This window comes from Mesorhizobium loti, from assembly GCA_014189435.1.
GTDB lineage: Bacteria > Pseudomonadota > Alphaproteobacteria > Rhizobiales > Rhizobiaceae > Mesorhizobium > Mesorhizobium loti_G.
Genome location: CP050295.1, coordinates 31,208 through 57,016 on the forward strand (window position 1 = coordinate 31,208; position 25,809 = coordinate 57,016).

Sequence of the window (25,809 nt, forward strand, 5' to 3'; positions counted from 1 at the left end):
TCGGAAAGACGTTCGCATACGGGTCAAGGGTTTAGGCAGGAGTGGCACGACCCACGCCGAGACCACTGTGTCGCGGGTTGTGTCGCCCAGCCGTCTTCCAGGAACGAGGACGGGATTGCTACGGCGCAATTCACGTGACGAGCGACGTGCGCACTTCCGACAATGTCGCACATCCGACACAGGGCTGAAGGGCCAAGCTTTTGTTTTAAAACCGGTTTACTTTGGCATGGCACGTGCACTGTCGTCCGCAAATGCGTAACGGATTGAGGAGAAATTCGAGCCATGATTACGCTCACCCACACCGCAGTTGCTGCCGTCAAGACCGTCCTTTCCCGCGCCAGCGAGCCGGCGGAAGGCTTTCGTATCATGGTCCAGACCGGCGGCTGCGCCGGCTTCAAATACTCGATGGGCCCCGAGAGCGTCTTGCGCGAGGGCGATGCGATCATTGAGGCAGATGGGGTCAAGGTATTCGTGGACGTAGGGTCTCAGCCCCATGTAGCAGGCATGACCGTCGACTTTGTCACGGGGTTGGAGTCCTCCGGCTTCGTCTTCGATAATCCCAACGCGCGGGAGAAGTGCGCTTGCGGCAAGTCCTTCGGCTGATCGCCCGAGAAGCCGCATGTGGAACTTTAGCGGGAAGGCCAAGGAACACTTCAGCCGGACGCATGCCGACGTTCTGGAAACAGCCAATTCAGGAGGTAAGCTCGGGACCATCCGCTACGGCGACATGTTTGAATCTCTCATCGGCATCGACCGGGGGACGTCAAGGATCACTGCCGCCGAGCGCCGGACCTTCAGCGGCCGCGCCGCGGTCGCCTCATTGTCGGCGGCTATCGAACTCACCATCGGCAAACCGCCATGGAGCAGATCAGTTGCTACACAAAGGCTGCCCGCGACTGCCTCGCAGCCATCGTGGAAGTGCTTGTACTGGTCCAGGGAGAAATGCCCGCGGCGGGGTCTATTGCGGCAGAGCAGGTCTAGACGCCCGCCAAAACAGACGCCCGCGCCCTCAATAAGGAGGCAAGGTCGAAGCCCGTCTCGGGACCGGCGATCGCTTCAGGTGGGATGCGCGGAACGTCCCCGCCCGAAACAGTTCAGCTCCTGGAGGGCCCGAAGTTGCCGGCCGCCCAGTGACGGCGCTGCAGCAAACTCGACTGATAGTAGACGCTGTCGGGCGTTAACCGGAGGCCCTCGCCGGGGAGGCGAACTTGACGATATCGACGGCGACCATGTCGACGTCAGACTTTCGGACGCCTGCACCGGCCGCCAGTCTCCACCACCCACCAAGGGCCTGCGCCAGAGCTCCATGCGACCGATCTCCCGCGTCGCTTCGTTCTGGTCAACTGACGGATCACAGCATGAGACCTGTCTATCTCGACAACAACGCCACGACACGGGTCGATCCTGAGGTCGTTCAAACGATGTTGCCGTTCTTTAGGGATCGATTCGGCAACCCTTCGTCGACGCATGATTTCGGCGCCTCGGCCTTTGCGGCGGTGAAAAAGGCGCGCCTGCAGCTGCAAGCGCTGATCGGCGCCGAGCTCGACCATGAGATCATCTTCACATCGGGCGGGACGGAAAGCGACAATGCAGCGATTCTTTCGGCGCTGGAGGTGTTGCCCAGCCGGACAGAGATCCTGATTTCGGCGGTCGAGCATCCTGCGGTGCTGACACTCTGCACGCATCTTGAGAAGACGCGGGCCGTCACGGTGCACAGGATCCCGGTGGATCGCCAGGGCCGGCTCGACCTCGACGCCTACAGGGCCGCCCTGAGCCCACGCGTGGCAATCGTCTCGATCATGTGGGCAAACAACGAGACCGGCACGATCTTCCCTGTTGGCGAGCTTGCTGAGTTGGCCAAGGAAGCCGGCGCCCTCTTCCATACTGATGCTGTGCAGGCGGTCGGCAAAGTTCCGATGGACCTGAAATCGACCGCAATCGACATGCTGTCGCTGTCCGGCCACAAGCTGCATGGCCCGAAAGGGATTGGAGCGCTTTTTGTAAAACGTGGCGTGCCCTTCCGCTCGATGATCAAAGGCGGGCACCAAGAGCACGATCGGCGTGGGGGCACCGAGAATACGCCTGGCATAGCCGGGCTGGGCATGGCGGCCCAACTCGCCTTGAAATTCGTGGACGACGCGACCACACGGGTAAAGTCGCTGCGCGACCGCCTTGAAGACGGGATACTCGAGCGCGTCCCAAACACCTTCGTCAATGGCGATCCGCTGGAGCGGTTGCCAAACACCGCAAACATTGGCTTTGCACATGTCGAAGGCGATGGAATCCCACTTCTCCTCAGCCGCGCCGGAATTGCGTGTTCCTCCGGCTCCGCATGCACCTCCGGCTCATTGGAATCGAGCCACGTTCTGAGGGCGATGAAAACGCCGCACGGCGCAGTCCGCTTCTCCCTCGCGCGCGACAACGGCGAAGCGGACATCGACCGAGTGCTCGAGGTCTTGCCGCCGATCGTGGAGAAGGTGCGTGGCTTACCCAGTCCTGGTCCGGCGAGGCGAGGTAATGAAGATCATCAATCGGGTCTAGGCCAGAGCGGCAGCAGAATAGACTTCCTTTCATGAACCGTGGTGTCTTCCTCAACGATACCACCTTGCGCGATGGCGAGCAGGCACCCGGCGTTTCCTTCACCATTGCGGAAAAGCTGGAGCTCGCCGAGTCTCTCGCTGCAGCCGGCATCCCAGAGATCGAGATCGGCACGCCGAGCATGGGCGGCGACGAGATCGAAACAATTCGCGCCGCGGTCGCCAGGAGTCTCCCGGTGCGGCTCACGGCCTGGTGCCGGATGACGTCGCGGGATCTCGAGGCGGCGATCGAGAGCGGCGTCACCGCCGTCAATCTGTCGCTGCCTGCATCGGACATCCAATTGGCCGCCAAACTCGGCCTCGATCAGGGGGCAGCGCTCCAGATCATCGCGCAGATGGTCGGGCGCGCAGCCGCCCACGGCTTTTTCGTTGCCGTCGGCTGCGAGGATGCCTCGCGAGCCGATCGGGATCATCTGGCCCGCGTCATTGAGACGGCCGCGCGAGCCGGCGCAAGCCGCGTCAGGCTGGCCGATACGGTCGGCGTTCTCGACCCTTTTTCGACCTTCGAGATTGTCGCTCAGCTCGCGGCGCTGTCTCCCATCGACCTCGAATTCCATGCACACAACGATCTCGGCCTTGCGGTCGCCAACACGCTGGCAGCAATCCGCGCCGGCGCCCGCCATGCCTCCGTCACCGTCCTGGGGCTCGGAGAGCGGGCGGGCAATGCCGCGCTGGAAGAGGTGGCCACCGCGATGGCCGTTCTCGACGGCGCGGATACAGGCATCGAGCTGACCGCATTGCCGGACCTCGCGGCCCAGGTGGCTTGGGCCGCCTGCCGGCAGACCGCGGCCATGAAGCCGATCGTCGGCGCCGATGTTTTCAGCCACGAGTCCGGCATTCACGTCGCGGGGCTGCTGAAGGACCCGCGTACCTATCAGGGGCTCGATCCGGCTCTCGTGGGCCGTTGCCGGCGAATCGTCATTGGCAAGCATTCCGGTGCGACCGCGATCGCCTATGTGCTGGGCGATAGTGGCCGCGATCTCGACCCGGATCTGGCAGCCGCGATGGTTGCCCGCGTCCGCCGCAAGGCGACCGAGACCAAATCCACCGTCACCGCAACTCAACTGGTCGAGCTCTACGACACACTGCGCAGCGAGGCAGCCGGCCGAGACCTTGGAAAGGAGTAGGTGGCGATGTCATTTATCCTCGACCATTTCCTCCGGATTGGTAGCCGAGCGGGGCGGCGTAAAGCCGCTCGGCTAGCCCTGATGGTCCATAAGGTCATTGCCGATGTGAAGGCGCGCGACCGCCGGGTCGGCGCCCATGCGCTGATGGAGAACGTCCCGCCTCGCGTGACGCTGGTCGGCGTTGCCGCGTTCCTGAATGGCCGCTTCGATCTCGACGTCACCTGCCCGATGACGGCATCCCATTCGCGACTGCAGATTAGCCGGTGCGACGAACGCACCTGACACCACGGTTTCCGACCCAAGGGAGAGTGCAATGACTTGTTCTGCTGATGGCCATACCGTCGACGTGACGGACATTCTCGCGCGACTGAAGGGCCTTTCGGCTGCGGAGGAGTTCTTCGCGGTCCTTGGCGCTTCCTATGACCCGAAGGTGCTCGACGTCTCACGGCTCCATATTATGAAGCGCGTGGGGGAATACCTTGCCGAAGAAGATTTCTCCGGTCTGCCTGACCGGGTGATCGCCGCGCGGGTGCGCACCAAGCTGGAACGCGCCTACGAGGACTTCGCTGCTTCCTCGCCGCTCACGCACCGTGTCTTTAAGGTGCTTAAGGACCACGATCCGAACAAACCTGCCATGCCGGGCCGCACCTTCGTCCCGTTCGACGCCGCATTGAAGCGGTTCGAAAAGGAATGAGCGCGACACGATTGCGACGCGACATTGTCGAGAAGCCGACAAATCCGGTCATCACGACGCCGCCCTCAGCGCAACCAACCGAACTTCCAGGAATATAGGCACGCAAAACAATTGGCACGAATGATGCGGGGGAGAAGATGAACTGCCAAGTCCGTATCCCGATAGGAGCCTAGAGAAACCGCCAATGCACATCGTAATCTGCATCAAGCAGGTGCCGGACTCGGCACAAATACGGGTCCATCCGGTGACGAACACGATCATGCGCCAGGGTGTTCCGACCATCATCAACCCTTATGACTTGTTTGCCCTGGAAGAAGCACTCAGACTGCGCGACGCTTATGGTGGCGAGGTCACCGTGCTCAGCATGGGTCCGCCCATGGCAGAGGACTCGCTACGCAAGGCGCTCGGTTACGGAGCCGATCGGGCGGTGCTCTTGACCGACCGTTATTTTGCCGGCTCGGACACGCTGGCGACCTCCTTCGCTCTTTCCCAAGCAATAGCGAAAGTTGGCGAAACGTTTGGCCCGCCCGACATCGTGTTCACCGGCAAGCAGACGATCGATGGCGACACCGCCCAGGTCGGGCCTGGCATAGCCAAGCGCCTCGACCTCCAACAACTCACCTACGTCGCGAAAATCGGCTCCATTGATCTTGGTGCCCGCGAGATCGAGGTCGAGCGCCGCTGCGAAGGCGGCACGCAGATGCTGAAGAGCAGGCTGCCTTGCCTCATCACCGTGCTGGAAGGCACAAACGAGATCCGGCGGGGCTCGTTCGAGGACGCGCTGTGCGCCGCGCGCAGTCAGATCGTCAAGTGGACTGCGGTCGCCGCTGGCATTGAGGACCTTACCAGATGTGGGCTGCGCGGCTCGCCGACGGTCGTCAAGCGCGTTTTTGCCCCGACTGCGCGGGCGGAAAAAGCGGAGCAAATCGAGACCGCGGAGAAGACCTTGCGCGATGCCGCTGACGAACTCATCGCCGCAATCTTCACCCGTCAGCCGCCGCTGGAACATGAACTCGCCTTCAACAACGGCGCGTGACGGCCAGGAGTAGACAATGTCGACAGCGAATCGAGAACCCGCTCGCCCTGCCGCCGGCCGTGCCGGCATAAAGAAAGAACTGCCTGACCGTTTCAAGGACTACCGGCACGTCTGGGTCTTCATCGAACTCGAACGTGGCCAAGTCCATCCCGTGTCTTTCGAACTGCTCGGCGAAGGCCGCAAGCTGGCCGACAAGCTTGGCGTCCAGCTTGCGGGCGTCGTGCTCGGACCGCCAGGAGAAGCCACCTGGTATGCCGTTGCCGAGGCGTTCGCTTATGGCGCCGACCTTGTCTACATCGCCGAGGCACCGCTGCTCGCCGATTATCGAAATGAGCCGTTTACCAAGGTGATGACGGATCTGGTCGATACCCACAAACCCGAGATCCTTCTTCTCGGAGCGACCACGCTCGGCAGGGATCTTGCCGGGTCCGTGGCGACGACCTTGCAGACCGGGCTCACGGCCGACTGCACCGAACTTGACGTGGATACCGACGGTTCGCTCGCGGCTACCCGTCCGACTTTCGGCGGTTCCTTGTTATGCACGATCTACACGCTCAACTACCGGCCGCAGATGGCGACAGTGCGAGCGAGGGTCATGCCCATGCCGCAGCGCACGGATAAGCCCGTCGGGCGTATCATCCAGCACAAGGTATCTCTGGCCGAGGACGAGATCGTGACCAAAGTCCTCGGCTTCCTGCCTGATAGCCAGTCGGCAAAGGCAAATCTCGCCTATGCCGACGTCGTGGTTGCGGGAGGCCTTGGCCTCGGCGCGGCGGAGAACCTGCAGCTTGTGAAGAATCTCGCTCGAGCAATTGGCGCCGAACATGGCTGTTCGCGCCCGCTGGTCCAGAAAGGCTGGATGCCGGCTGATCGACAGATCGGCCAAACTGGCAAGACCATCCGGCCGAAGCTTTACATTGCGGCGGGGATTTCCGGCGCCATTCAGCACCGGGTTGGAGTTGAGGGCGCCGATCTCATCGTGGCCATCAACACCGACCCGACCGCGCCGATTTTCGATTTTGCCCACCTCGGGATCGTGACCGATGCCATCCGCTTCCTGCCCGCACTTACGGAAGCCTTTACCCGGCGGCTGTCTCCGCACAGTCGCGACAAGCTTGCAAGCTAAGGAAGAGGATATGATCGAGGAGAAATTCGACGCCATCGTCGTCGGGGCCGGCATGTCCGGGAACGCAGCTGCTTACATCATGGCAAGCAACGGCCTGAACGTGCTGCAATTGGAGCGCGGTGAATATCCGGGCTCCAAGAACGTTCAGGGCGCCATCATGTACGCGAACATGCTGGAGAAGATCATCCCCGATTTCCGGGATGATGCGCCTCTTGAGCGGCATCTGGTTGAACAGCGGCTTTGGGTGATGGACGAGACCTCCCACACCGGGATTCACTATCGGTCGGATGACTTCAACGAGGTAAAGCCCAACCGCTACACGATCATACGCGCCCAGTTCGACAAATGGTTTTCGCGCAAGGTGCGCGAGGCCGGGGCGACGGTTCTGTGCGAGACGACCGTAACGGAACTCGTCCGTGATGCCCAGGACAAGGTGGTCGGCGTCCGCACGGACCGGGCCGGCGGGCCGATCTTCGCGGACGTGGTCGTTCTCGCAGAAGGTGTCTCGGGACTGCTTGGCACGCGCGCCGGCCTGCGCAAGATGCCGAAACCAGAAACCGTGGCGCTCGCCGTAAAGGAAATGCATTTCCTGCCCGAAGAGGTCATTGAGCAGCGGTTCGGCGTCAAGGGCGATGAAGGCTGTGTCATCGAGGCGGTGGGGACGATCTCCCGCAGCATGGCTGGGCTCGGCTTCCTCTACACCAACAAGGAGTCAATCTCATTGGGCATAGGCTGCCTCGTCTCCGATTTCGCCGCGACGATGGAGAGCCCTTACGTCCTTCTCGATGCGTTCAAAAACCACCCATCGATCCGGCCGCTGATCGCCGGCTCTGAGGTGAAGGAATATGCCGCGCATCTCATTCCCGAAGGCGGCCACAAGGCGATTCCGCAGCTCTTTGGCGACGGCTGGGTCGTGGTCGGTGATGCCGCCCAATTAAACAACGCGATTCACCGCGAAGGTTCGAACCTCGCCATGACCTCCGGCCGGATCGCGGCTGAGGCAATCGTCGGGGTCAAGCGCCGCAACAATCCGATGACCAGACGAAACCTCACCATCTACAAGACCATGCTGGACAACTCCTTCGTGGTCAAAGACCTTCGGAAATACAAAGACATGCCGGCCTTGATCCACACGAATTCCAGCAACTTCTTCACGACCTATCCGCGCTTGATATCCCTGGCCGCGCAGAACTTGATGCGTGTCGACGGCACACCGAAGATTGAAAAGGAAAAGGCCACCACGCGCGCCTTTATCAACGTGCGTTCTCGCTGGGGGCTGGTCAGCGACGCGGTCCGCCTGGCATTGGCCTGGCGCTGAAGGAAGACAGGATGACGATCGCAGTGACGAATTTACGCGTCGAGGACAAGCTTTACCAGAACCGCTATCTGGTCGATCCTGGCCGGCCGCATATCAAAGTGCGACCGCACGAGAGCCCGAGCGCGAACTTGCGCGCGCTTACCCACATCTGCCCGGCGAAATGCTATGAGTTGAACGACAAGGGTCAAGTGGAGATCACCGCCGACGGCTGCATGGAGTGCGGCACTTGCCGGATATTGTGCGAGAGCAATGGCGAGATCGAGTGGAACTACCCGCGCGGCGGCTTCGGTGTCCTCTTCAAATTCGGGTGATCGGCGATCGCACCGTTTCGGCTGCACCTGAAATGCAAGCAAACGCCAAACCATTTTTTAGACCGATCTCGCAGTTTGAGAGGAGCTCATGAATTCTGTGCTTTCGAATTTCAGAATCCAAAATGGCGCATGGAAGGAGCACTCTGGAAGACCCCTGAGGTGTTTCCATGGCTCTCATGCCGAGCGATAGGCTCGAAGAAGAAGGACCTTCGAACACCCTGCCTGAACCACGGATCAACTCCATCCACGAACCGGACATCTCCCCCAGGGGATTCTACGAAATATCGCAGGTCCTGACTGCCCCCACCCGGCTTGAGATTACGATCGCCAATGTCGTGAATACCCTTTCTTCATTTGTGCAATTGCGCCATGGAGCCATCGTCGTCCTGGACGCCGAAGCAGCGCCGGGGATTACCGCAATCGTCGGCAGTTCCCACCCATCTCAATCAGAAATTGGCCGCGTCATACCGCAAGCCGCGATAGACCGGATCGTCGCTACGGAGGCGCCGCTCATAATACAGGACGTTGGCAAGTCCGAACTATTTCAGGCTGAGGTTCAGCCGTCTTCGAGTGGCGGCACGATCCCAATTACCTTCATCGGAATCCCGCTAGTAGCTGAGCACGAGATCCTTGGAACATTGTCGATCGACCGCGTCGGTGAGGGCGAGAGCATCTCTTCCGGCGACGAGGACGTACGGTTCCTGACCATGGTGGCCAACCTTGTCGGCCGCACCATTCGTCTCCATCGTATGCTGAGTATGGATGGTCAGCGATACATTGAGGAGCAAGGGCGACCGGAGAAGTCGTTCGACGAGAACAGGGCCGACGCAGCCCGGCATCGGCATATCAAAATCGACGGGATCATCGGGGAAAGTCTCGCACTCAAGCGGGTACTCGAAACCGTCTCGGTCGTGGCGAGAACCAATTCCACAGTGCTTCTGCGGGGCGAAAGCGGCACTGGCAAGGAATTCTTTGCCCAAGCCATCCACAAGCTTTCAGCCCGGGGGAAGAAGGCTTTCGTCAAATTAAACTGCGCAGCACTGTCTGAAAGCGTTCTGGAATCAGAGTTATTTGGGCACGAAAAGGGCTCCTTCACCGGGGCTATCTCGCAGCGCGCCGGCCGCTTCGAACTGGCAAATGGCGGAACGCTGCTACTTGATGAAATCGGCGAGATTTCGCCTGCCTTTCAAGCCAAGCTGTTGCGCGTCCTGCAGGAAGGCGAACTAGAGCGAGTCGGCGGCACGAGAACGCTTCAGGTCGATGTCCGGCTCATATGCGCCACCAACAAGGATCTTGAGACGGCTGTCTTAAATGGGGAGTTCAGGGCCGACCTTTATTACCGCATCAATGTCGTGCCAATCATTCTACCCCCGCTCAGAGAGCGCGCCGGCGATATTCCACGCCTTGCGAACGCGTTCCTCGAGCGGTTCAACAAGGAAAACCATCGCGAGCTCGCCTTCGCGCCGCTGGCGCTTGACCTGATCTCGCAATGCTATTTCCCTGGCAATGTCCGCGAGTTGGAAAACTGCGTTCAAAGGACAGCTACACTTGCGCGTTCGACGACGATCACTCCATCGGATTTCGCTTGCCAGAACAACCAATGCCTTTCTTCGCTTCTCTGGAAAGGTGCCGGCCCTTCGCATGGCGGCAATGCCACGGACGAGCTCTCGAAGATGCCGATCCGGCGCATCGAGGCCCCGGAAGGGTTCTCGCCCGTGAAGGCCTGCGATCCCAATGATCCCGCTTGCCCAGCAAAGGGCCGGCACCTGACGGAACGCGAGCGGCTGACCGACGCGATGCAGAAGGCCGGTTGGGTTCAGGCCAAGGCGGCTCGTGTCCTGGGCCTCACGCCGCGGCAGGTCGGCTACGCTCTGCGCCGGTATGGTATCGAGGTGAAGAAATTCTAGCCAGGCGTGCTGGCGACTTCAAACGTCAGTTCGGAGTGTCTTCCTCACGCTGTGCGTGCCCAGGACGCGGTGCCTCCTCGACCCGATTGGCTTGTGCACTGTCACAAGCCGGACAAAATTGTGCCGGAGCAAACCGACAGAATGCGACACTCAGAGCCAATCGGGAACTAGAACCGCTCTTTGAGCCGGCATAACTCTTGCGCCTTGAACTGCGACGTTACCAGCAACGGAGCCGTTTGATGTCCGCACCGACAATTTCGCTTGAGGGCCTGACCAGCGCGACAGGCTTCGACGAGTTGCTGGCGACCGCGAGATCCGGTGGCTGCGCATCTTCAACCTGCGGCGTGGCGGGAAAGCCGGAGGACATGGATCCGGCTGTCTGGGACAAGATCAAGGATCACCCGTGCTTTTCGGAAGAAGCGCATCACTTTTTCGCGCGCATGCACGTCGCGGTCGCACCGGCCTGCAATGTCCAGTGCAACTACTGCAATCGCAAATATGACTGCGCCAACGAAAGTCGGCCTGGCGTCGTTTCGGAAAAACTGACACCCGACCAGGCGCTGCGCAAGGTGATCGCGGTCGCCAACGAGGTGCCGCAGCTTTCCGTACTCGGGATCGCCGGACCGGGCGATGCCTGTTACGACTGGAAAAAGACAAGGGCAACCTTCGAAAGCGTCGCCAGAGAGATCCCCGACATCAAGCTTTGCGTCTCAACCAATGGGCTCGCGCTGCCTGACCATGTCGCCGAGCTCGCCGACATGAACGTCGATCACGTGACTATCACCATCAACATGGTCGACCCGGAAGTCGGCGCAAAGATCTATCCTTGGATCTTTTACGATCATCGGCGCTACGGCGGCATCGAGGCCGCCCGAATCCTGCACGAGCGGCAGATGTTGGGCCTGGAGATGCTCACCGCGCGCGGCATCCTCACGAAAATCAATTCGGTGATGATTCCCGGCGTCAACGACGAGCATCTGATCGACGTGAACAAATTGGTCAAGGAGCGTGGCGCGTTCCTGCATAACGTCATGCCGCTGATTTCCGACCCGGCGCACGGTACGCACTACGGCCTAACTGGGCAGCGCGGTCCAAATGCAACAGAGTTGAAGGCGCTTCAGGATCGTCTCGACGGCGGCGCCAAGTTGATGCGCCACTGCCGGCAGTGCCGGGCCGATGCCGTCGGCCTGCTCGGCGGGGATCGTGGCCAGGAATTCACGCTCGACCGGATTGCCGGCAAGGACACCTACGACTCCAGCAAGCGCGAGGCCTATCGACAGGTGGTCGCGCACGAGCGCCGTGATCATGTGGCGGCCAGGAGCGCGGCGATCGGAATGGTCAAGGCAGCAGGCTCCGGCAAGTCCCTTCTCGTCGCGGTGGCGACTAAGGGGGGTGGCCGTGTCAATGAACACTTCGGCCATGCAAGGGAATTCCAACTTTTTGAAGCCTCGCCGAAAGGGATCAGAATTGTTGGGCATCGCAAGGTCGAGCAGTATTGCGTCGGCGGCTGGGGCGAAAAAGCCACCCTCGACGGCGTCATCGCTGCGCTGGAAGGCATAGACATCGTGCTCTGCGCCAAGATCGGAAATTGCCCGAAGGATCAGCTCGCGGAAGCGGGAATCCGAGCAACGGACGCTTATGGTCATGACTACATCGAAACCGCAATTAGCGCAGTTTACGCCACCGCGTTTGCGATCGGACCACTGGCTGCAACGGCCTAGCCGTCTCATTCCAATCCACCAGGAGATAAAATGGCTTTCAAGATCATCGCGTCCCAATGCACCCAATGCGGCGCCTGCGAGTTCGAATGTCCCTCTGTAGCGATCAAATTCAAGGGCGAGGCCTATGTGATCGATCCCAACAAGTGCACCGAATGCAAGGAGGCCGCCGACACGCAGCAATGCGTATCGGTATGTCCGGTGCCGAAGACCTGCGTTCCTGCTTGACTCCGTTTCGGCTTCGCCGCGACCGCGTCGCCTCAGAAGGCTCTAACTCGAAAGGAATGAATCGCATGTGGCTCGGACGCGAACAGGACATCGAAATCCGCAAGCCGCCGCGATTTACGCCGGGTGAGCGGGTGCGTGCCACACGACACATAAAGAATGACGGCACCTATCCTGGCAGGGAGATCGGCGAAAACCTCGTGCGGAAGGGCGACGAAGGTTATGTGCGCGACATTGGCACCTTTCTCCAGCAGTTCTTCATCTATGCGGTCGAATGGATCGATCGCGGCACGGTGGTCGGCATGCGAGCGCGTGAACTGATGAGCCTCGACAAAGCGGAGGCTCCTTGCAGTGCCGAAAGCAGTGCCCGTGAAGGAACGGCTCGATGAAAGTCATGATCCGCAGGACCGGTGCTGGCTTGTCGGCGTATCTCCCAAAGAAGGATTGCGAAGAGGCCATCATCAAGCTGGAGAACGAACATTTGTGGGGCGGGGCCATAACACTCAGGAACGGCTGGCAGTTCGTCCTACCCGACCTTCCGCCCGATACGCGTTTGCCGATCACCGTCGAGGCAAGAAAGATCTCCGACGAGGACTGATGTTGCGGGTGGAAGAGGGTGCGAGAGGAATGAGCATGAACACGATCCTGAACTTGGGCCACCTCGTCGTCATCCAGGGCAGTTTTGCCGAAAAGCTGCTTGACCTAGCGCGCAACGCGCTCGGGGCCGATGAGATGATCCCATATCTCGGTCCGGGCCTTCTCCGCCTCAGTTCCGCTGAACCGTCGGTACCGTGCACGCCGGAAGCCGTCGCCGCGGCGCTAAATAGCCGGGCGCCAGCCCCTTCAAAGATTCGCACCAATATGTGGTCCGTCGCGCAGTTCATCGAACAGCGCCGGCATCGCCGGACGCTTCAGGCATGGATGGCCGAGATATTCGCAGCGCCGGCGGCGCCGACTGTTCTCCACACCTGGCTCGCGAGGCTGCCGCTCTCCCTGATCATCGATAGCTGGTACGACAGTGCCATGCGCACGACCCTCGCAGAGGCCGGCCGAACGGACGTCGTTGAGATACAAGGCGTCACGCGGGCGAACGAATTCGGTGACATTTGGACGAAAGCCTACGACTTGTCTGGGACCGAACTCGAACCCGGATCAGCCGCAAAGACGGTTCTCTATACGCCTCACGGCAGCATTAGGCCGGCCGCAAACTTTCTGGTCGCGGATTCCGATTATGTCGAAGTGCTCACCGAGATCGATCTCCAGACGCCGATTCCTGATGTGGTGAAGGAACGGCGCACCTATCGAGGCCTTTTCTTCGTCGGTTGCCGTTTCAACGATCAGATGCTGCGCACCTTCGCCCGACAGATAATGAAGCGCTCCAAAGGTCCACACTATGCGGTGATGGACGCGGCAATACTGACCAAGAACGAACGCCGTTTCCTTGCTGCAAGCGCAATTACGGTCATCGATATGCCCTTAGGTGAAGCCGCTGCTCGCCTCGTCGGATCGGGCACTGCTGTAGATGGTGGCCAAGATTTTCGTTAACGGGCGTCGTTAGTTGTGGGTCTCTCGCTTGCCTCAGGAAGCGTCGGAATTCAGTCTGGAACATACACGTGGGTACTGATGCAATTGGCGGCGCGACGAAGCCTCTGAATTCGTCCAAGCATGAGCAAGCGGCCGGGTGGGGCCGTGGCTTCAGCACGCTGCTGCGCATTACCCGCATGAATTTGCGGAACCGGTGGCAGGTCGCCTTCGCTTTCGGATCGACGATCGTAGCGGCAATCCTCCAGCTGCTCATTCCCCAGCTTCTCGGCCGGGCTGTCGACCTGACTCAGATAGCGATTGGGGGCGGTATTGCGGCGATCGCCGCACAACAAGCGCTCTGGACTTCGGCTCTCCTGCTGCTCGCCGCGAGTACGCTACGCGGCCTGTTCACGATGGCGCAGAACTATTTTGCGGAGGCCGTCGGGCATCACGTCGCGTACGAACTGCGACTTGCTTGCTACGACAAGATCCAACGTCTCAGCTTTTCTTTCCACGACCGGGTTCATTCAGGCGATCTAATCACCCTCGGCATGCTCGATCTCGACGGCGTGCGGATGTATTTTTCCACCGCCCTGGTTCGTATGCTTCTGCTCACCATGCTGATGGGCATCGGCGCCTACACGATGATATCAACCGACCCGATGCTCGGGGTGATCGCGCTGAGTTTCGTCCCTTTCGTAGCCTGGCGCTCGTCGGTCACACAGCTAAAGCTACGCGCCACCTGGCTCGACCTGCAGGAGCGGCTTTCGGTTCTAGGCCGCGTGATGGAGGAGAATCTCGCAGGCATCCGCGTTGTCCGCGCGTTTTCGGCACAGGCCTATGAGATGGTGAAGTTCGACCGCGCCTCGAAGAACGCGCTCGCCCTCGCCCACGAGCAGGTTGACGTCTACGTGCCCAACACGTCGGCGATGACGCTGTCATTCTTTTTGGCCATGGGGTTGGTCCTCTGGATCGGTTGCAACAAGCTCATCGCGGGCCAAATCAGCGTCGGAACGCTCGCCACGTTCCTTGCGTTTATGACCATTCTGCAAATGCCCGTCCGGCAGATCGGCCTAATGGTCAATGGCTTCGCCCGCGCTTACACTTGCGGCTCGCGCCTCTTCGGTCTGCTCGACCAGGACATCACGATAAGGGATGCTTCCGGCGCCAAACCGCTCGAGATCAGTGAAGGCACTCTGAGCTTCCATAATGTCTCGTTTGTATATCCCGGCACCGGAAACCGCCCCATTCTGAAGAATATCAGCTTTTGCGCCCGTAGAGGCGAAACGATCGCTATCGTCGGTCCGCCGGGTTCGGGCAAATCGACAATCGCTCACCTGATCGCCCGCTTTTATGACGTCACCGGGGGCACCATCACGCTTGACGGGCAGGACATCCGCGCGGTCACCCTTGCCACACTTCGCAAGGAAGTCGCAGTCGTACAGCAGGATGCATTCCTGTTCACTACCACGATCGAGAACAACATCGCCTATGGCGATCCCTGGGCGAAAGAACAGCGAATCAAGCGCGCCAGCGAATCCGCCCAGTTGCACGATTACATCCTCAGCCTCCCCGCAGGCTACAAGACGGTCGTTGGCGAACGCGGCGCCTCCCTCTCGGGCGGCCAGCGCCAGCGTCTCACGATAGCTCGCACAATGATGCTGCGCCCATCAATCGTCATTTTCGACGACTCAACGGCCGCGATCGACGCCGCCACTGAGCAGCGCATCCGCGCGGCGATACGGCGATTCGCCAAGGATAGGGTGACGATCATCATTGCCCACCGGCTGAGTTCGCTCAGGCACGCCGACCGGATCCTGTTTATTGACAATGGCGAGATCGTGGAACGCGGCACCCATCAAGAGCTGTTGGCTAAGCGAGGACGCTATAAGGCCCTTTATGATCTCCAGTTGCGCCCGGAAGATGACAGTGCGATCACGCACAGAGGCGCGCCCTGATGACCAAGGGGCACGCCGCCGAACTTGAAATCGAACCTAATGACGGCGGCGGACGCCCCCCGCACGCGGTGGTCGGCTCCCACCGCATCAAGGAGGAGATGTTCGGCAGGGCTTTCGACAAGAGCATCGTTCGACGCATCTGGGCTTTCGTTCGTCCCTACCGTGCTAGGGTAGTCATCTCGAGTGCCGCATTGCTGATCTTCGTCGGCACGCAGCTTCTCATCCCCCTGATCATCCGCCGCGCGATCGATCACGCCATAACTCCGGCAGGCGTTGATCGCTCCGCCCTGCTCAGGGCCGCCGGCGCGTTTGCGCTCGCTATTCTGGTTAATTTCGGCGCCGCCTACGCGCAGGAAACCGTAGTCGGAAAAATGGCTGACAACGTCCTCTTCGATATCCGCCGCGCAATGTTTGCCCATCTGCAGAAAGTTTCGCTCTCCTTCATGGACAAGACCGAGGTGGGACGCCTGATGTCCCGCCTTCAAGGCGACGTTAGCTCGATCCACGAATTCGTCGAGACCTCAGTCTATTCCGTAGGAGACATTGCTCTTCTCTTCGGCATCGTTTTCGTGATGCTGTGCCTCGACTTCCGCCTCGGCTTCCTGACACTCTCGGTCTTGCCGGCCCTGTTGATCATCCGCATCGTATGGCTGCCGCGTGCCCGCGAAGCCTTCATGGCGGCACACGAAACCAATTCGGTCGTCAATGGCGCGCTGGCGGAAGCCATTCACGGCGTGCGCACCGTCCAGTGCATGGACCGCCAGCAGATAAATTTCATGCTTTATGACGACAAGGCGCATGCCGACCTCAGTGCTCACCTGACCGCTGCCAAGTATGCACAGGTGATGGTGCCGATCGTCGATGGCCTCACCGGGCTCGCCATGGCTATCGTCATCGTGGCCGGCGGCTCCATGATCATGAATGGTCGCATCGACGTGGGCGTTTTGGTCGCCTACCTATTCTATATCCAGCGCTTCTTTGACCCAATTCGCTCCCTTACCCTCCAGTATTCGGTCATGCAGCGCGCCATGGCATCCGGCAAGCGGCTGACCGATGTGCTGGACGTTAGGATCGAGGTTCAGGACAAACCGAATGCCAGAGTGCTTTCGCCGGAAATGGATGGCTCGGTCGAGTTCAGGAACGTCACGTTCGGCTACAAATCCGGCCATCCGGTGCTGAAAAACGTTTCCTTCAGGGTCATGCCTAGCGAGACGGTCGCTTTGGTCGGGCCGACCGGTTCTGGTAAATCGAGCGCGATGGCCCTCGTCCACCGCTTCTATGATGTTCAGCAGGGCCAAGTGCTGGTCGGCGGATACGATGTGCGAGATCTCACCCAGGAATCGCTCGGCCGAGAGGTCGCCATGGTGCTGCAGGAGCCGTTCCTGTTCACCGGGACGGTCTTCGAAAACATTCGCTACCACAAGAAGGAGGCCACGTGGCACAACGTGATCGAGGCCGCCAAGGCAGTCGGCGCCCATGACTTCATTATGAGCCTTGCAGACGGATACGATACCCAGCTCGGCGAACGCGGCGGCAACCTTTCTCTCGGCCAGCGCCAGCTCGTCAGTTTCGCGCGTGCTCTCGTTGCGGACGCCAAGATTCTCGTTCTTGACGAGGCCACCGCCAATATCGACAGCTACACGGAAATGCTGATCCAGAAGGCTCTTTCAAAACTGCTTAAAGGCCGCACTGGCCTCATCATCGCCCACCGGCTCGCCACGATCCGCAGTGCCGATCGCATCATCGTGCTTCAGAACGGCCAAGTCCTTGAGACCGGAAACCACGACCAACTAACGGCCCTGGGTGGGCTCTATTCCAAGCTATACAATCTCAACTACTCATCCTTCGACGACATTCCCGAAAAGAAATCCGATACGGGGGTGCAAGCCTCCTCTTCGACCTAATGCAAACTTCTGCGCTGTGACGCCAATTGATCTCCAAGCGAATTTCCTGGTCTAGTTGGCGCCTGCCTCTTCCATTTGGCGCATGGCCCCCACTGAAACACCAGCGCATGAATTGTCTTGGCTATTGGCTTAGCCGTCCTTTCACAGACGCTTGATCTCGATGCCGTATTTCCTCAGCACGTAGCCGATCTGGCGTGGCGACAGTCCAAGCAGGCGTGCCGCCTTTGCCTGGACCCAGCCACATGTTTCCATGGCCGCAATGACACGCTCGGCATCGGTCATTGTCGTACCATTGAAGTGGACTGCGCCGGCAGGCCCTCGCAGCGGCTGCCCTATGGTTTCAGGTGGGACTGCGACGGCGGCAGAACTAGCGGCCGCAGCCGGCGGTATCGCCGGAATCACCGGCAGCGGCACGATCGGCCCGGGTTGCATCGCGACGTTGCCAGATCTGGATTTACGCAGCGCCGCAGCGAAGCATTGGCCCTGGCGGCAGGCAAAGTCGTCTCTTCCGATTGATGGTCCCGCCGCCAGGACCGCTGTCCGATACACGCAGTTTTCGAGCTCGCGAATGTTGCCGGGAAAATCGCAGTTTATCAGTACCTCTATCGCACTCGGATCGAAGGTCAGCATGCGGCCGTTCTCATCGTTAAAATTCTTGAGAAACTCAGCCGCAAGGAGCGGAATATCACTGCGCCTTTCGCGTAGCGCCGGCACCAGTAAGGGAACCACACTGAGGCGGTAATAGAGGTCGGCGCGGAACTCGTTTCTTGCAACTGCCTCTTCCAGGTCCTTGTTCGTGGCTGCAATCACGCGAACATCAACTTTAATGGTCTGGTTGCCGCCGACGCGCTCAAATTCCTGCTCCTGCAGCACGCGCAAGAGCTTTGCCTGGAACGAGGCCGAGATCTCGCCGATCTCGTCCAGGAACAACGTCCCCTTGTCGGCGAGCTCAAAACGCCCCTTGCGCGAATTGAAAGCGCTTGTGAATGCACCCTTCTCATGACCGAACAATTCGGACTCCAGGACTGTCTCGGACAGCGCCGCGCAATTGAGCTTGATGAAGGGCCGCTTGGCACGCGGCGACAACTCGTGAATGGCCTTGGCGACCAGCTCCTTCCCGGTACCGGTTTCGCCCCGCAACAGAACCGTAATCTTTGCCTTGGCTACGACCGTGACCTTCTGACGCAGACCGCGCAGCGCCGAACTGTCGCCAATCATCCCCTTGACGTGAATCTGGTTAGGCTCCCGCGCCGGGTGCTGGAGCTCGGAGAACCCCTTTTGCTGCCGGTCCTTCTCTGAGATCGGATGCACGCGGTCGCCCAAGTAGGAGCGATGCAACTTCACTGCTTGTCCCACTAGGTTGGCGATTAGGGGGAGCAGATGGAGGTTGTAATCGAGCCAAAATCTTGAGCCACTGTCCACTACGCGGTCAATGGTCAGCGTACCCACGACATTTGCATCGACGCGAATGGGAACGCCGATGAACGACACTGGTATATTGTCCGAGACCCCGAGCGCATCCAAGTCGGCGGTGGTGAAGGCCGAATGAACCGCAATGTTCTCGGCCATCAGGGGCATAGCCGTCGTCAGAATCTCGTCGATTGCCTTCCGCGGCATGTACATCCGGCCGCGCTCATTGCAGCTCTCGTTGCAGCTGGCGCCAACGGTGGTTTCCAGTTCGCCATCACCGTCGAAGAGAGAGATCATGCCGTGCCGCATCTGCACAAACGACCGCAGGAGACCTACGACCTTGGCCAACGCGACTTCGAGCCGAGAGTCGGCGGTGAGTGCTTGCGATATTTCGGAGATGCCCGAAAGCGCGCTCTCTTGCGACGGCACCACAGCGACCGCGTTGATCGTCGCGGATTTGGAGTCGTCCGTTTTCGCGCCCAGCGATGTGCAGCATATCGGCGTCTGCTCAGCAGTCGGTTCGGATTCCCGATTATTTTTCAGGTCTAGCATGTCATCCTCGATCTCGGGCGGCGAAAGCAACACTCGCGCAATATGAGCCTGCAACGCCGCAGCGCGTAGACGCTCCCGTCAAGTGGCGTGGCGCGTTTCAGGCTCCTCCCGAGCGCAACCATACTTTGGTCTACAGACGGGAAGGAGGGAGGCTAGTCAACCGAGCTTTCTTTTATTTGTGAAAGCAAACTCGACGCCCATGAGGGAATCCCATCATGTAATTTTCGGGCAGGTGGATGTAACGGCCGTGCTCGTCGCTGCCAAGGCTACGGACCTGCGGCCTCGCGCGGGCCCACTACGGCCGCTTCGAATGGCTTCGTAGAAGGCGCAGGCTGACGATAAGCACAACGTCCACCGCACTCCCTGCGCATGGAAAGACCTCGTAACTTTTCGTATTTCCTTGAGTAGGCGCCTAAGCACACATCGAGCTGACGCGATGTAGCTTGCGCAGATCAGCGAGGGGCTTAGCAGGAACCGACGTGCGACCCGGCTGTTCGGCCTAAACCGGAAGGCATACGTCAGATAAATGTGCTCGCAGCCAACGCAGACATCAAGTTTTGTTTAGGGCGCTTTTGAAAGTTGCGCTTGCGACGTTCTGCAAAACTGTGATTGTTTCGCCGAAATATATCCGCCATGTGGATAACGGAAGACATGCGTTTCAAAGGGCTTGACCTAAATCTCCTCGTTGTGCTCGACGCGCTGCTGGCGGAGCGCGGCCTCACGGCGGCGGCCCGCCGCATCAACCTCAGTCAGCCGGCCATGAGTGCGGCCGTCGCCCGGCTCCGCGATTATTTCGGCGATGAACTGTTTACGACAAGCGGCCGCGAACGTTTTCTGACCCCGCGTGCGACAGCACTTGCCCCCGCCGTCCGCGACGCTCTCCTGCACATCCATTGCTCGATTATCTCCTCGGATCCGTTTAACCCAGCTCAATCCGATCGCCGCTTCAGGATCATTATTTCCGATTTCGCCACGCTCGTGTTTTTAGAAAAAGTCGTGGAGCGTGTTGCACGCGAAGCCCCCGCCGTCAGCTTCGAATTGCTACCTCTCGACGACAACCCCGACGAGCTTCTCCAGCGCGGTGACGTGGACTTTCTAATTCTTCCGGATTTCTTCATGTCGAGCCCCCATCCAAGCGTGGCGCTGTTCGATGAGACACTCGTATGCGTAGGCTGTCCCACCAACAAGCAGTTGCCACGGCAGCTTACATTCGAGAGATACATGTCGATGAGGCACGTCTCGGTCAGGTTCGGGCGTATGCTGAAGCCGGCTTTTGAGGAATGGTTTTTGCTTGAGCATGGTATTAAAAGACGTGTCGAGATCGTCGTGCATGGCTTCAGCATGATCCCGCCGATGGTGTCCGGCACGGCCCGTATCGCGACCATGCCCTTGCGGCTGGTCAGGCATTTCAAAAAAACGTTCCCCTTGCGGATCGTCGAACTTCCGCTGCCGCTTCCCGCGTTCACCGAAGCCGTCCAATGGCCGGCTCACCACAGCAGCGATCCGGCAAGCATCTGGATGCGGGAGATCATGATGCAGGAGGCATCTCGGATGGCTGCTCCGCTGTGAAACCAAGGGAGGCTCCAGGCGCTCCTGGATTTACTCAGCGTCACGCCACCCACTCTCACGTCGTTGTCAGGAGTGAAGAGACGACGGACTCTGATCCGCGGGTCGGAGCGCCCCTTTCCTGAAGACCGTCGCGTCGCGAGAATTCGCCTCAAGCTTGTCCGACGGACCGAGCCCAGCAATCGTAGAAGCCGCAGTGAGTTCCGGCCGGGCTACGGCGGAGGCTCCGATGATGAGGGACGTGAGTCGCTGCCAATTGCGTGAACCTCCGCGCTCGCGCTGCGCAGGCTTTTTGGAAAAGGGCGGATTCGACATGCTTAGCCAGTTGCAAGCCATTCTCCCCGCACAACCCCACCCCACTTCGCAGTAAATAGAAAAATTGTTCTCTTTCGAGCTGGTCATAAGGCACAGGTCACGCGATAGAGCAGCGGGTGATCGGTGCGTCAGGTGTTTTGTCCATGCGAGATTTCGGAAAAGTGATAAAATGGTTTGTTTCGATCAACGGCATCCACGCTATGGATAGCTAAAGACATGCGTTTCAAAGGGCTTGACCTAAATCTCCTCGTTGTGCTCGACGCGCTGCTGGGGGAGCGCAATCTCTCGGCGGCGGCCCGCCGCATCAACCTCAGCCAGCCGGCCATGAGTGCGGCCGTCGCCCGGCTGCGCGATTATTTCGGCGATGAACTGTTTACGACGAGCGGCCGCGAACGTTTTCTGACCCCGCGTGCGGCAGCACTTGCCCCCGCGGTTCGCGACGCTCTCCTGCAGATCCAGTGCTCGATTATTTCCTCGGATACGTTTCACCCAGCTCAATCCGACCGCCGTTTCAGGATCATTCTTTCCGATTTCGCCACGCTCGTGTTTTTTGAGAAAGTCGTTGAGCGTGTTGCGCGCGAAGCCCCCGGCGTCAGCTTCGAATTGCTGCCTGTCGACGACGGCCCCGATGAGCTTCTCCAGCGCGGTGACGTCGATTTTCTAATTCTTCCGGATTTGTTCACGTCGAGCGCGCACTCAAGCGTGGCACTGTTTGAGGAGAGACTCGTGTGCGTAGGCTGTCGCACCAACAAGCAGTTGCCACGGCAGCTTACGTTCGAGAGATACATGTCGATGAGGCACGTCTCGGTCAGGTTCGGGCGTCTAATGAAGCCCTCCATCGAGGAATGGTTCTTGCTTGAACATGGCCTCAAGAGACGTGTCGAGGTCGCCGTGCAGGGCTTCAGCATGGTCCCGCCGATGGTGTCCGGCACGGCCCGTATCGCGACCATCCCCTCCCGGCTGGTCAGGCATTTCGAAAAATCGTTCCCCCTGCAGATCGTCGAACTTCCGCTGCCGCTTCCCGCATTCACCGAGACCCTCTGTTGGCCGTCACTCCACAACAGCGATCCGGCAAGCATCTGGCTGCGGGAGATTATGATGCAGGAGGCATCTCGGATGGCTCCTCCGCTGTCAAACCACGGGAGGCTTCCAGGCGAACTTACATTTGGTACCCCTGCCACTCCTTAATCTGGCGTCAATAGCCGGCGCTGAATGAAGTCAATGCTGGCAGCAAGTGCGCCTGCAAGATCGTCCAGCGTGCGGACCACCTCGATCAGCTCGAACGAGAAGGGTCCCTCATAGCCGCCATCAAGCAGCGCCTGGATCTGGCTGCCATTGTCGGAACCTCCAAGGAAGCGATCCGGGTAAATCCAGAACGTCGGGTCATTCACACCTGAAATGTGCACCAGGCCGGTAAGCTCGGAGAACAAGAACGTCTCCCCGGCCAGGGTGTGGTGGAACGTGTCGTGCACGAGGCGGAACACTGACTGGCCGTCAACCGCGGCAATGGCCTCGGCCGCTTGCTTCTTTGATCGAAGCGAGCAGGTGCGAAAGCCCAGCGGCTCGATGAGACCTATCAGACCGCGCGGCTGGAGGATCGGCTTGAGCGCGTTGAGAGCGACGCGCAGACTGTCATGGCGCTCGCCATTGCACGCCCACGAGCCGTCGTTGACCGGTTCCAGCACGACCGTCTTGGCCCCGCACGCCGCCGCATAGTCGGCGAGCTTGATCGCCGCCGACTGACGCGTGGGAGTCCAGTCGTTGAAGCGCTGCAAGGCGTTGACCGAGATTATGGTTACGCCAGCTTCGGTGGCGGCAGACCGGACGTCCGCAGCAGGAATGGCGCATGCAACAGGATTGCTGAAATGAAGGTCACGGATTTGAACATCGGTTAGGCCCTGGTCACGCGCAAGCGCGAAAAATGCACTGACGTCAAGAGGGGGCGCTGCCATGTGGTTGACCGCAAAGCGGGGAGATACCTGGCGCATGGCTTGGCTTTCCTTTCAGAAGTGCGGCCGCCAGTTTGCCTGTCTGGCTTATGCCGCGCCCCCCAGCGCAGGCCGATGCACAAGCCTGATTGAAGCAAGCCAGTCAATCGAGCGTTCCTTGCATTTATGAAAGGAATTTGGGCTCCGTGATAGAAACACATCAATGTCAGATGTTTTCCGGGACATAGATGTCGAACGGCAGAAATGTCTCGCCCGGCATTTCCGCGGTGCCGGTCTTGATGCCTCGGTCTATGAGTAACATCAGCTCCTGGCAAAGCCGACGCAGTGGAGTGGCGACGGCCATGGTGACGATTTCATCTGCGAGCGCTGCCCGCGACTCGGGCGTGATTTCATTCACGATCGCGACAAGATCCACACCTTTGCCCTCTTCGCGCAGCGCGGAGATAGCGCCCTCCATGCCCCCGCCGGCCATATAGAAGCCCACGAGCTCAGGTTCCCGCTGAATGAGATCCAGCATGGCTTCGTAAGTGATCTGCCGCTCTTCCAGGTTCACGAGCGTATCGAGCACTTCGAAGGTAGGTGCGTTCTCACGGAAATAGGAACGAAAGGCGACCTCCCGGAGCTCATGCCCCTGGAAACGGTGGCTGCCAACAAACACGGCCACCTTCCCAGGCCGTTTGGCGGCCTTGGAAAACATCCAAGCGGCCGTCCGCCCGACTTTGCGATTATTAAGACCGATGTAACCCTCGCGCACCCCGCAGGCGAAGTCAGAAAGCAGCGAGAACACCGGGATGCCTTTCGCCTTGAGCTCCTCGACCGCTGCCGTGATCTTCGGGTGGTCCGGCGCCACCATGGCGATCGCATCGCAGCGGTTCCCAAGGCTCTTAAGGAGCGGGATCAGATCCCCGGGCAAATGTGACGGAGCAAATTCGATGAGCGGAATGCCGAGGAAGGATTGGGACAAACTTACCGAGGCCTCGACCTCGCGCGCGAACTCTTGGTAGAAATGCTGGGCCGGTTTTCTCAAGATGAAGCCCAGCCGGTAGTGCGGCAGGTGCCGCTTCAAGCGGTGCTTGATGAGACCGGCATTATGATAGCCGATCGCGTGGGCTGCTTCGTGGACGCGCCGCGCAGTCTCCTCGCGCACAGGAAGGCGGGCGTTCAGAACCCGATCGACCGTTGCAACACTGACCCCGGCTTCGCGGGCAAGATCGACAATTGTGGGACGTTTGGCCATTATCAAATCTGAGTGGTTATGAGCGGCGTGGCTCTATGATCGAGCAGCCTGGGCGGTGATCCCAGACTGCAAGTGGAGGCATTTCTCCATGTGGCTGACGCTGGGCCGCCGTTTCCGTGGCTCCACGGCTTTAGAAGGTCAGCTTGAAGCTGGCCGACAGGGTAAGGGCATAGAAGTCGATGCCGGCGACAAACTCTTCGGTTCCTCGTTTGCCGGTCGCTATATCGTACACCGCCCTATCGCCTTTCTCGTGGAAATACTTATCGAAATTGCCGGCCAGGAAGAAGCTGGCGCGATCGGTCATCTGATAACCGGTCTTGGCGCCGACCGAGATGAACGGCACCGTGTCGAGGTCTGCCTCAAATCGCAGGCCACGGACCCAGTGATGGTCAACATCGCTTGCATCAACGGTGAAGCCGCTGCGGAGCAGGCCCGAGAGCGTCCAGTTGCCGAGCGTCGTGGCCGCTTCCGCGCCAAGGAAAAGGCCAGGATAGCGCTGCTCGTAGCTGCTGCCGAGTTGGCGATCGGGGAAGTTGCCGACACTGTCCCGGAAGGCATACTTACTATAAGTGTACGGGCCACCAAAGGCGTTCCACTTCACGTTGGTGTATTTGAAGCCACCATGAAGGTTGATGGTCGTGGCATCGTTGATCGCGAAGTCTCGGCCTGCTGCGATATCAAAATTGATGTAGTGGACAAGGTCGGTGTCGGGGTGGATCGAGCGATGCGACCAATCCCCTTCAGCAAAGCTCGGCGCAAGGTCGGACCAATCATAGTCTTCCATATGGCTGTTGCCGGAGAAACCGAAGACGGCGTTAGCTGAAATTGTCCAGTTGTTCCAGACCTCCGCCTTGAGGCTGGTGGTCAGAACCGGCGCGTCGGTTTCCCAGATCAATTTGCTGACAACATTGCCCTCGTCATCGTAGAAAAGCTCGTTACCTTTTAGCCAGGTGTAGCCGACGCCACCAACAAACACGACGCTCCTGTCTGGCGCAGCATAGATGGTTTGATCCGCCGCCGTGGCGACGGCCGACGTGGCGCAGAAAGCGCCAAAAGTCAAAATTGGGAATGAAGTGCAGCGATTCACGAATTACCCCTCCTTCGAGCCGACGGCATAAGCCGTGTGGCAGCCGTCTTCCTGATCCTTGATCGAACGGATCTGCCGTCCGTCAGCTTCAGGCTTGGTCTGCAGCGCTTCGCGCGATTGCGATTTGGCGATCGGCACGTCCCATTTCCCGCCGGCCAGTGCGGGGCCGACGGCGGTCACGTTCAGAAAAAGTGCTGAGATCTCCATCTGGGGTCCCTTCTTTGGTTGTTCAGATTACAACCTTCTGG

Annotated in this window: 24 protein-coding genes; 19 read left to right on the top strand and 5 right to left on the bottom strand. The window is 59.7% G+C overall.

Going from position 1 to position 25,809, the window contains the following annotated elements; genetic code table 11:
* The first annotated feature begins 282 nt into the window (after positions 1 to 282).
* The 17 genes from HB777_37135 to HB777_37215 all read left to right on the top strand — a co-directional run bounded on the left by HB777_37135 (position 283) and on the right by HB777_37215 (position 17,445).
* Positions 283 to 603: an iron-sulfur cluster assembly accessory protein gene (locus tag HB777_37135; protein ID QND69351.1), complete on the top strand. Its 321-nt coding sequence runs from the start codon at positions 283 to 285 to the stop codon at positions 601 to 603.
* 755 nt (positions 604 to 1,358) lie between these two features.
* On the top strand, positions 1,359 to 2,576 hold the full coding sequence (gene nifS / locus HB777_37140; protein ID QND69352.1) for a cysteine desulfurase NifS: 1,218 nt from the start codon (positions 1,359 to 1,361) through the stop codon (positions 2,574 to 2,576).
* Positions 2,573 to 3,724, top strand: coding sequence for a homocitrate synthase (nifV, locus tag HB777_37145; protein QND69353.1), 1,152 nt, complete (start codon positions 2,573 to 2,575; stop codon positions 3,722 to 3,724). The genes nifS and nifV overlap by 4 nt, the downstream gene beginning before the upstream one ends.
* Before the next feature lie 6 nt (positions 3,725 to 3,730).
* The gene (locus HB777_37150) at positions 3,731 to 4,006 is read left to right on the top strand and encodes a hypothetical protein (protein ID QND69354.1); all 276 of its coding nucleotides are present in this window, start codon (positions 3,731 to 3,733) and stop codon (positions 4,004 to 4,006) included.
* A 31-nt stretch (positions 4,007 to 4,037) separates the two neighbouring features.
* On the top strand, positions 4,038 to 4,418 hold the full coding sequence (gene nifW / locus HB777_37155; protein QND69355.1) for a nitrogenase stabilizing/protective protein NifW: 381 nt from the start codon (positions 4,038 to 4,040) through the stop codon (positions 4,416 to 4,418).
* Positions 4,419 to 4,602: 184 nt separating this feature from the next.
* Complete coding sequence (locus HB777_37160) at positions 4,603 to 5,454, top strand: electron transfer flavoprotein subunit beta/FixA family protein (GenBank protein QND69356.1); 852 nt, start codon at positions 4,603 to 4,605, stop codon at positions 5,452 to 5,454.
* Positions 5,455 to 5,470: 16 nt separating this feature from the next.
* Positions 5,471 to 6,580, top strand: a complete 1,110-nt coding sequence (locus tag HB777_37165) for an electron transfer flavoprotein subunit alpha/FixB family protein (protein QND69357.1) — start codon at positions 5,471 to 5,473, stop codon at positions 6,578 to 6,580.
* A gap of 10 nt (positions 6,581 to 6,590) precedes the next feature.
* The gene (locus HB777_37170; GenBank protein QND69358.1) at positions 6,591 to 7,898 is read left to right on the top strand and encodes an FAD-dependent oxidoreductase; all 1,308 of its coding nucleotides are present in this window, start codon (positions 6,591 to 6,593) and stop codon (positions 7,896 to 7,898) included.
* An 11-nt stretch (positions 7,899 to 7,909) separates the two neighbouring features.
* Positions 7,910 to 8,209, top strand: a complete 300-nt coding sequence (locus tag HB777_37175; GenBank protein ID QND69359.1) for a ferredoxin family protein — start codon at positions 7,910 to 7,912, stop codon at positions 8,207 to 8,209.
* Between the two features lie 167 nt (positions 8,210 to 8,376).
* Positions 8,377 to 10,116 (top strand): nif-specific transcriptional activator NifA, encoded by a 1,740-nt coding sequence (gene nifA, locus HB777_37180; GenBank protein QND69360.1) that lies wholly within the window; start codon positions 8,377 to 8,379, stop codon positions 10,114 to 10,116.
* 239 nt (positions 10,117 to 10,355) lie between these two features.
* Positions 10,356 to 11,837, top strand: a complete 1,482-nt coding sequence (gene nifB / locus HB777_37185; GenBank protein QND69737.1) for a nitrogenase cofactor biosynthesis protein NifB — start codon at positions 10,356 to 10,358, stop codon at positions 11,835 to 11,837.
* Positions 11,838 to 11,867: 30 nt separating this feature from the next.
* Positions 11,868 to 12,062 (top strand): 4Fe-4S binding protein, encoded by a 195-nt coding sequence (locus HB777_37190; protein QND69361.1) that lies wholly within the window; start codon positions 11,868 to 11,870, stop codon positions 12,060 to 12,062.
* Positions 12,063 to 12,127: 65 nt separating this feature from the next.
* The gene (locus tag HB777_37195) at positions 12,128 to 12,448 is read left to right on the top strand and encodes a nitrogen fixation protein NifZ (GenBank protein ID QND69738.1); all 321 of its coding nucleotides are present in this window, start codon (positions 12,128 to 12,130) and stop codon (positions 12,446 to 12,448) included.
* Entirely contained in the window at positions 12,445 to 12,657 is a 213-nt protein-coding gene (nifT, locus tag HB777_37200; GenBank protein ID QND69362.1) for a putative nitrogen fixation protein NifT, read from the top strand. The genes HB777_37195 and nifT overlap by 4 nt, the downstream gene beginning before the upstream one ends.
* Positions 12,658 to 12,692: 35 nt before the next feature.
* Positions 12,693 to 13,604 (top strand): SIR2 family protein, encoded by a 912-nt coding sequence (locus tag HB777_37205; GenBank protein QND69363.1) that lies wholly within the window; start codon positions 12,693 to 12,695, stop codon positions 13,602 to 13,604.
* A 68-nt stretch (positions 13,605 to 13,672) separates the two neighbouring features.
* Positions 13,673 to 15,541: an ABC transporter ATP-binding protein gene (locus tag HB777_37210; GenBank protein QND69364.1), complete on the top strand. Its 1,869-nt coding sequence runs from the start codon at positions 13,673 to 13,675 to the stop codon at positions 15,539 to 15,541.
* Positions 15,541 to 17,445, top strand: coding sequence for an ABC transporter ATP-binding protein (locus HB777_37215; GenBank protein QND69365.1), 1,905 nt, complete (start codon positions 15,541 to 15,543; stop codon positions 17,443 to 17,445). The genes HB777_37210 and HB777_37215 overlap by 1 nt, the downstream gene beginning before the upstream one ends.
* 141 nt (positions 17,446 to 17,586) lie before the next feature.
* Here the strand turns inward: HB777_37215 and nifA (HB777_37220) are convergent, their stop codons facing one another.
* The gene (nifA, locus tag HB777_37220) at positions 17,587 to 19,407 is read right to left on the bottom strand and encodes a nif-specific transcriptional activator NifA (protein QND69366.1); all 1,821 of its coding nucleotides are present in this window, start codon (positions 19,405 to 19,407) and stop codon (positions 17,587 to 17,589) included.
* A gap of 651 nt (positions 19,408 to 20,058) precedes the next feature.
* Between nifA (HB777_37220) and HB777_37225 the strand changes: the two genes are divergently transcribed.
* Positions 20,059 to 20,976: a LysR family transcriptional regulator gene (locus tag HB777_37225; GenBank protein QND69367.1), complete on the top strand. Its 918-nt coding sequence runs from the start codon at positions 20,059 to 20,061 to the stop codon at positions 20,974 to 20,976.
* A gap of 528 nt (positions 20,977 to 21,504) precedes the next feature.
* On the top strand, positions 21,505 to 22,476 hold the full coding sequence (locus HB777_37230; GenBank protein QND69368.1) for a LysR family transcriptional regulator: 972 nt from the start codon (positions 21,505 to 21,507) through the stop codon (positions 22,474 to 22,476).
* Here HB777_37230 and HB777_37235 read toward each other — a convergent pair.
* The 4 genes from HB777_37235 to HB777_37250 all read right to left on the bottom strand — a co-directional run bounded on the left by HB777_37235 (position 22,473) and on the right by HB777_37250 (position 25,768).
* The gene (locus tag HB777_37235) at positions 22,473 to 23,276 is read right to left on the bottom strand and encodes a TIM barrel protein (GenBank protein ID QND69369.1); all 804 of its coding nucleotides are present in this window, start codon (positions 23,274 to 23,276) and stop codon (positions 22,473 to 22,475) included. The genes HB777_37230 and HB777_37235 overlap by 4 nt on opposite strands.
* Before the next feature lie 166 nt (positions 23,277 to 23,442).
* On the bottom strand, positions 23,443 to 24,474 hold the full coding sequence (locus tag HB777_37240; GenBank protein ID QND69370.1) for a LacI family transcriptional regulator: 1,032 nt from the start codon (positions 24,472 to 24,474) through the stop codon (positions 23,443 to 23,445).
* Between the two features lie 130 nt (positions 24,475 to 24,604).
* Positions 24,605 to 25,561: an omptin family outer membrane protease gene (locus HB777_37245; GenBank protein ID QND69371.1), complete on the bottom strand. Its 957-nt coding sequence runs from the start codon at positions 25,559 to 25,561 to the stop codon at positions 24,605 to 24,607.
* A gap of 3 nt (positions 25,562 to 25,564) precedes the next feature.
* Positions 25,565 to 25,768 (bottom strand): PepSY domain-containing protein, encoded by a 204-nt coding sequence (locus tag HB777_37250; protein QND69372.1) that lies wholly within the window; start codon positions 25,766 to 25,768, stop codon positions 25,565 to 25,567.
* Positions 25,769 to 25,809: the final 41 nt, after the last annotated feature.

Excerpts from the sequence above, each read along its gene's own strand:
- nifW (QND69355.1), top strand. The coding sequence starts at position 4,038 with ATGACTTGTTCTGCTGATGGCCATACCGTCGACGTGACGGACATTCTC.
- HB777_37165 (QND69357.1), top strand. The coding sequence starts at position 5,471 with ATGTCGACAGCGAATCGAGAACCCGCTCGCCCTGCCGCCGGCCGTGCC.
- HB777_37250 (QND69372.1), bottom strand. The coding sequence starts at position 25,768 with ATGGAGATCTCAGCACTTTTTCTGAACGTGACCGCCGTCGGCCCCGCA.
- HB777_37135 (QND69351.1), top strand. The coding sequence starts at position 283 with ATGATTACGCTCACCCACACCGCAGTTGCTGCCGTCAAGACCGTCCTT.
- nifB (QND69737.1), top strand. The coding sequence starts at position 10,356 with ATGTCCGCACCGACAATTTCGCTTGAGGGCCTGACCAGCGCGACAGGC.
- HB777_37225 (QND69367.1), top strand. The coding sequence starts at position 20,059 with ATGCGTTTCAAAGGGCTTGACCTAAATCTCCTCGTTGTGCTCGACGCG.
- nifA (QND69360.1), top strand. The coding sequence starts at position 8,377 with ATGGCTCTCATGCCGAGCGATAGGCTCGAAGAAGAAGGACCTTCGAAC.
- nifV (QND69353.1), top strand. The coding sequence starts at position 2,573 with ATGAACCGTGGTGTCTTCCTCAACGATACCACCTTGCGCGATGGCGAG.
- nifA (QND69366.1), bottom strand. The coding sequence starts at position 19,407 with ATGCTAGACCTGAAAAATAATCGGGAATCCGAACCGACTGCTGAGCAG.
- HB777_37215 (QND69365.1), top strand. The coding sequence starts at position 15,541 with ATGACCAAGGGGCACGCCGCCGAACTTGAAATCGAACCTAATGACGGC.
- nifS (QND69352.1), top strand. The coding sequence starts at position 1,359 with ATGAGACCTGTCTATCTCGACAACAACGCCACGACACGGGTCGATCCT.
- HB777_37240 (QND69370.1), bottom strand. The coding sequence starts at position 24,474 with ATGGCCAAACGTCCCACAATTGTCGATCTTGCCCGCGAAGCCGGGGTC.
- HB777_37150 (QND69354.1), top strand. The coding sequence starts at position 3,731 with ATGTCATTTATCCTCGACCATTTCCTCCGGATTGGTAGCCGAGCGGGG.
- HB777_37195 (QND69738.1), top strand. The coding sequence starts at position 12,128 with ATGTGGCTCGGACGCGAACAGGACATCGAAATCCGCAAGCCGCCGCGA.
- HB777_37235 (QND69369.1), bottom strand. The coding sequence starts at position 23,276 with ATGCGCCAGGTATCTCCCCGCTTTGCGGTCAACCACATGGCAGCGCCC.
- HB777_37170 (QND69358.1), top strand. The coding sequence starts at position 6,591 with ATGATCGAGGAGAAATTCGACGCCATCGTCGTCGGGGCCGGCATGTCC.
- HB777_37160 (QND69356.1), top strand. The coding sequence starts at position 4,603 with ATGCACATCGTAATCTGCATCAAGCAGGTGCCGGACTCGGCACAAATA.
- HB777_37205 (QND69363.1), top strand. The coding sequence starts at position 12,693 with ATGAACACGATCCTGAACTTGGGCCACCTCGTCGTCATCCAGGGCAGT.
- nifT (QND69362.1), top strand. The coding sequence starts at position 12,445 with ATGAAAGTCATGATCCGCAGGACCGGTGCTGGCTTGTCGGCGTATCTC.
- HB777_37175 (QND69359.1), top strand. The coding sequence starts at position 7,910 with ATGACGATCGCAGTGACGAATTTACGCGTCGAGGACAAGCTTTACCAG.
- HB777_37190 (QND69361.1), top strand. The coding sequence starts at position 11,868 with ATGGCTTTCAAGATCATCGCGTCCCAATGCACCCAATGCGGCGCCTGC.
- HB777_37230 (QND69368.1), top strand. The coding sequence starts at position 21,505 with ATGCGTTTCAAAGGGCTTGACCTAAATCTCCTCGTTGTGCTCGACGCG.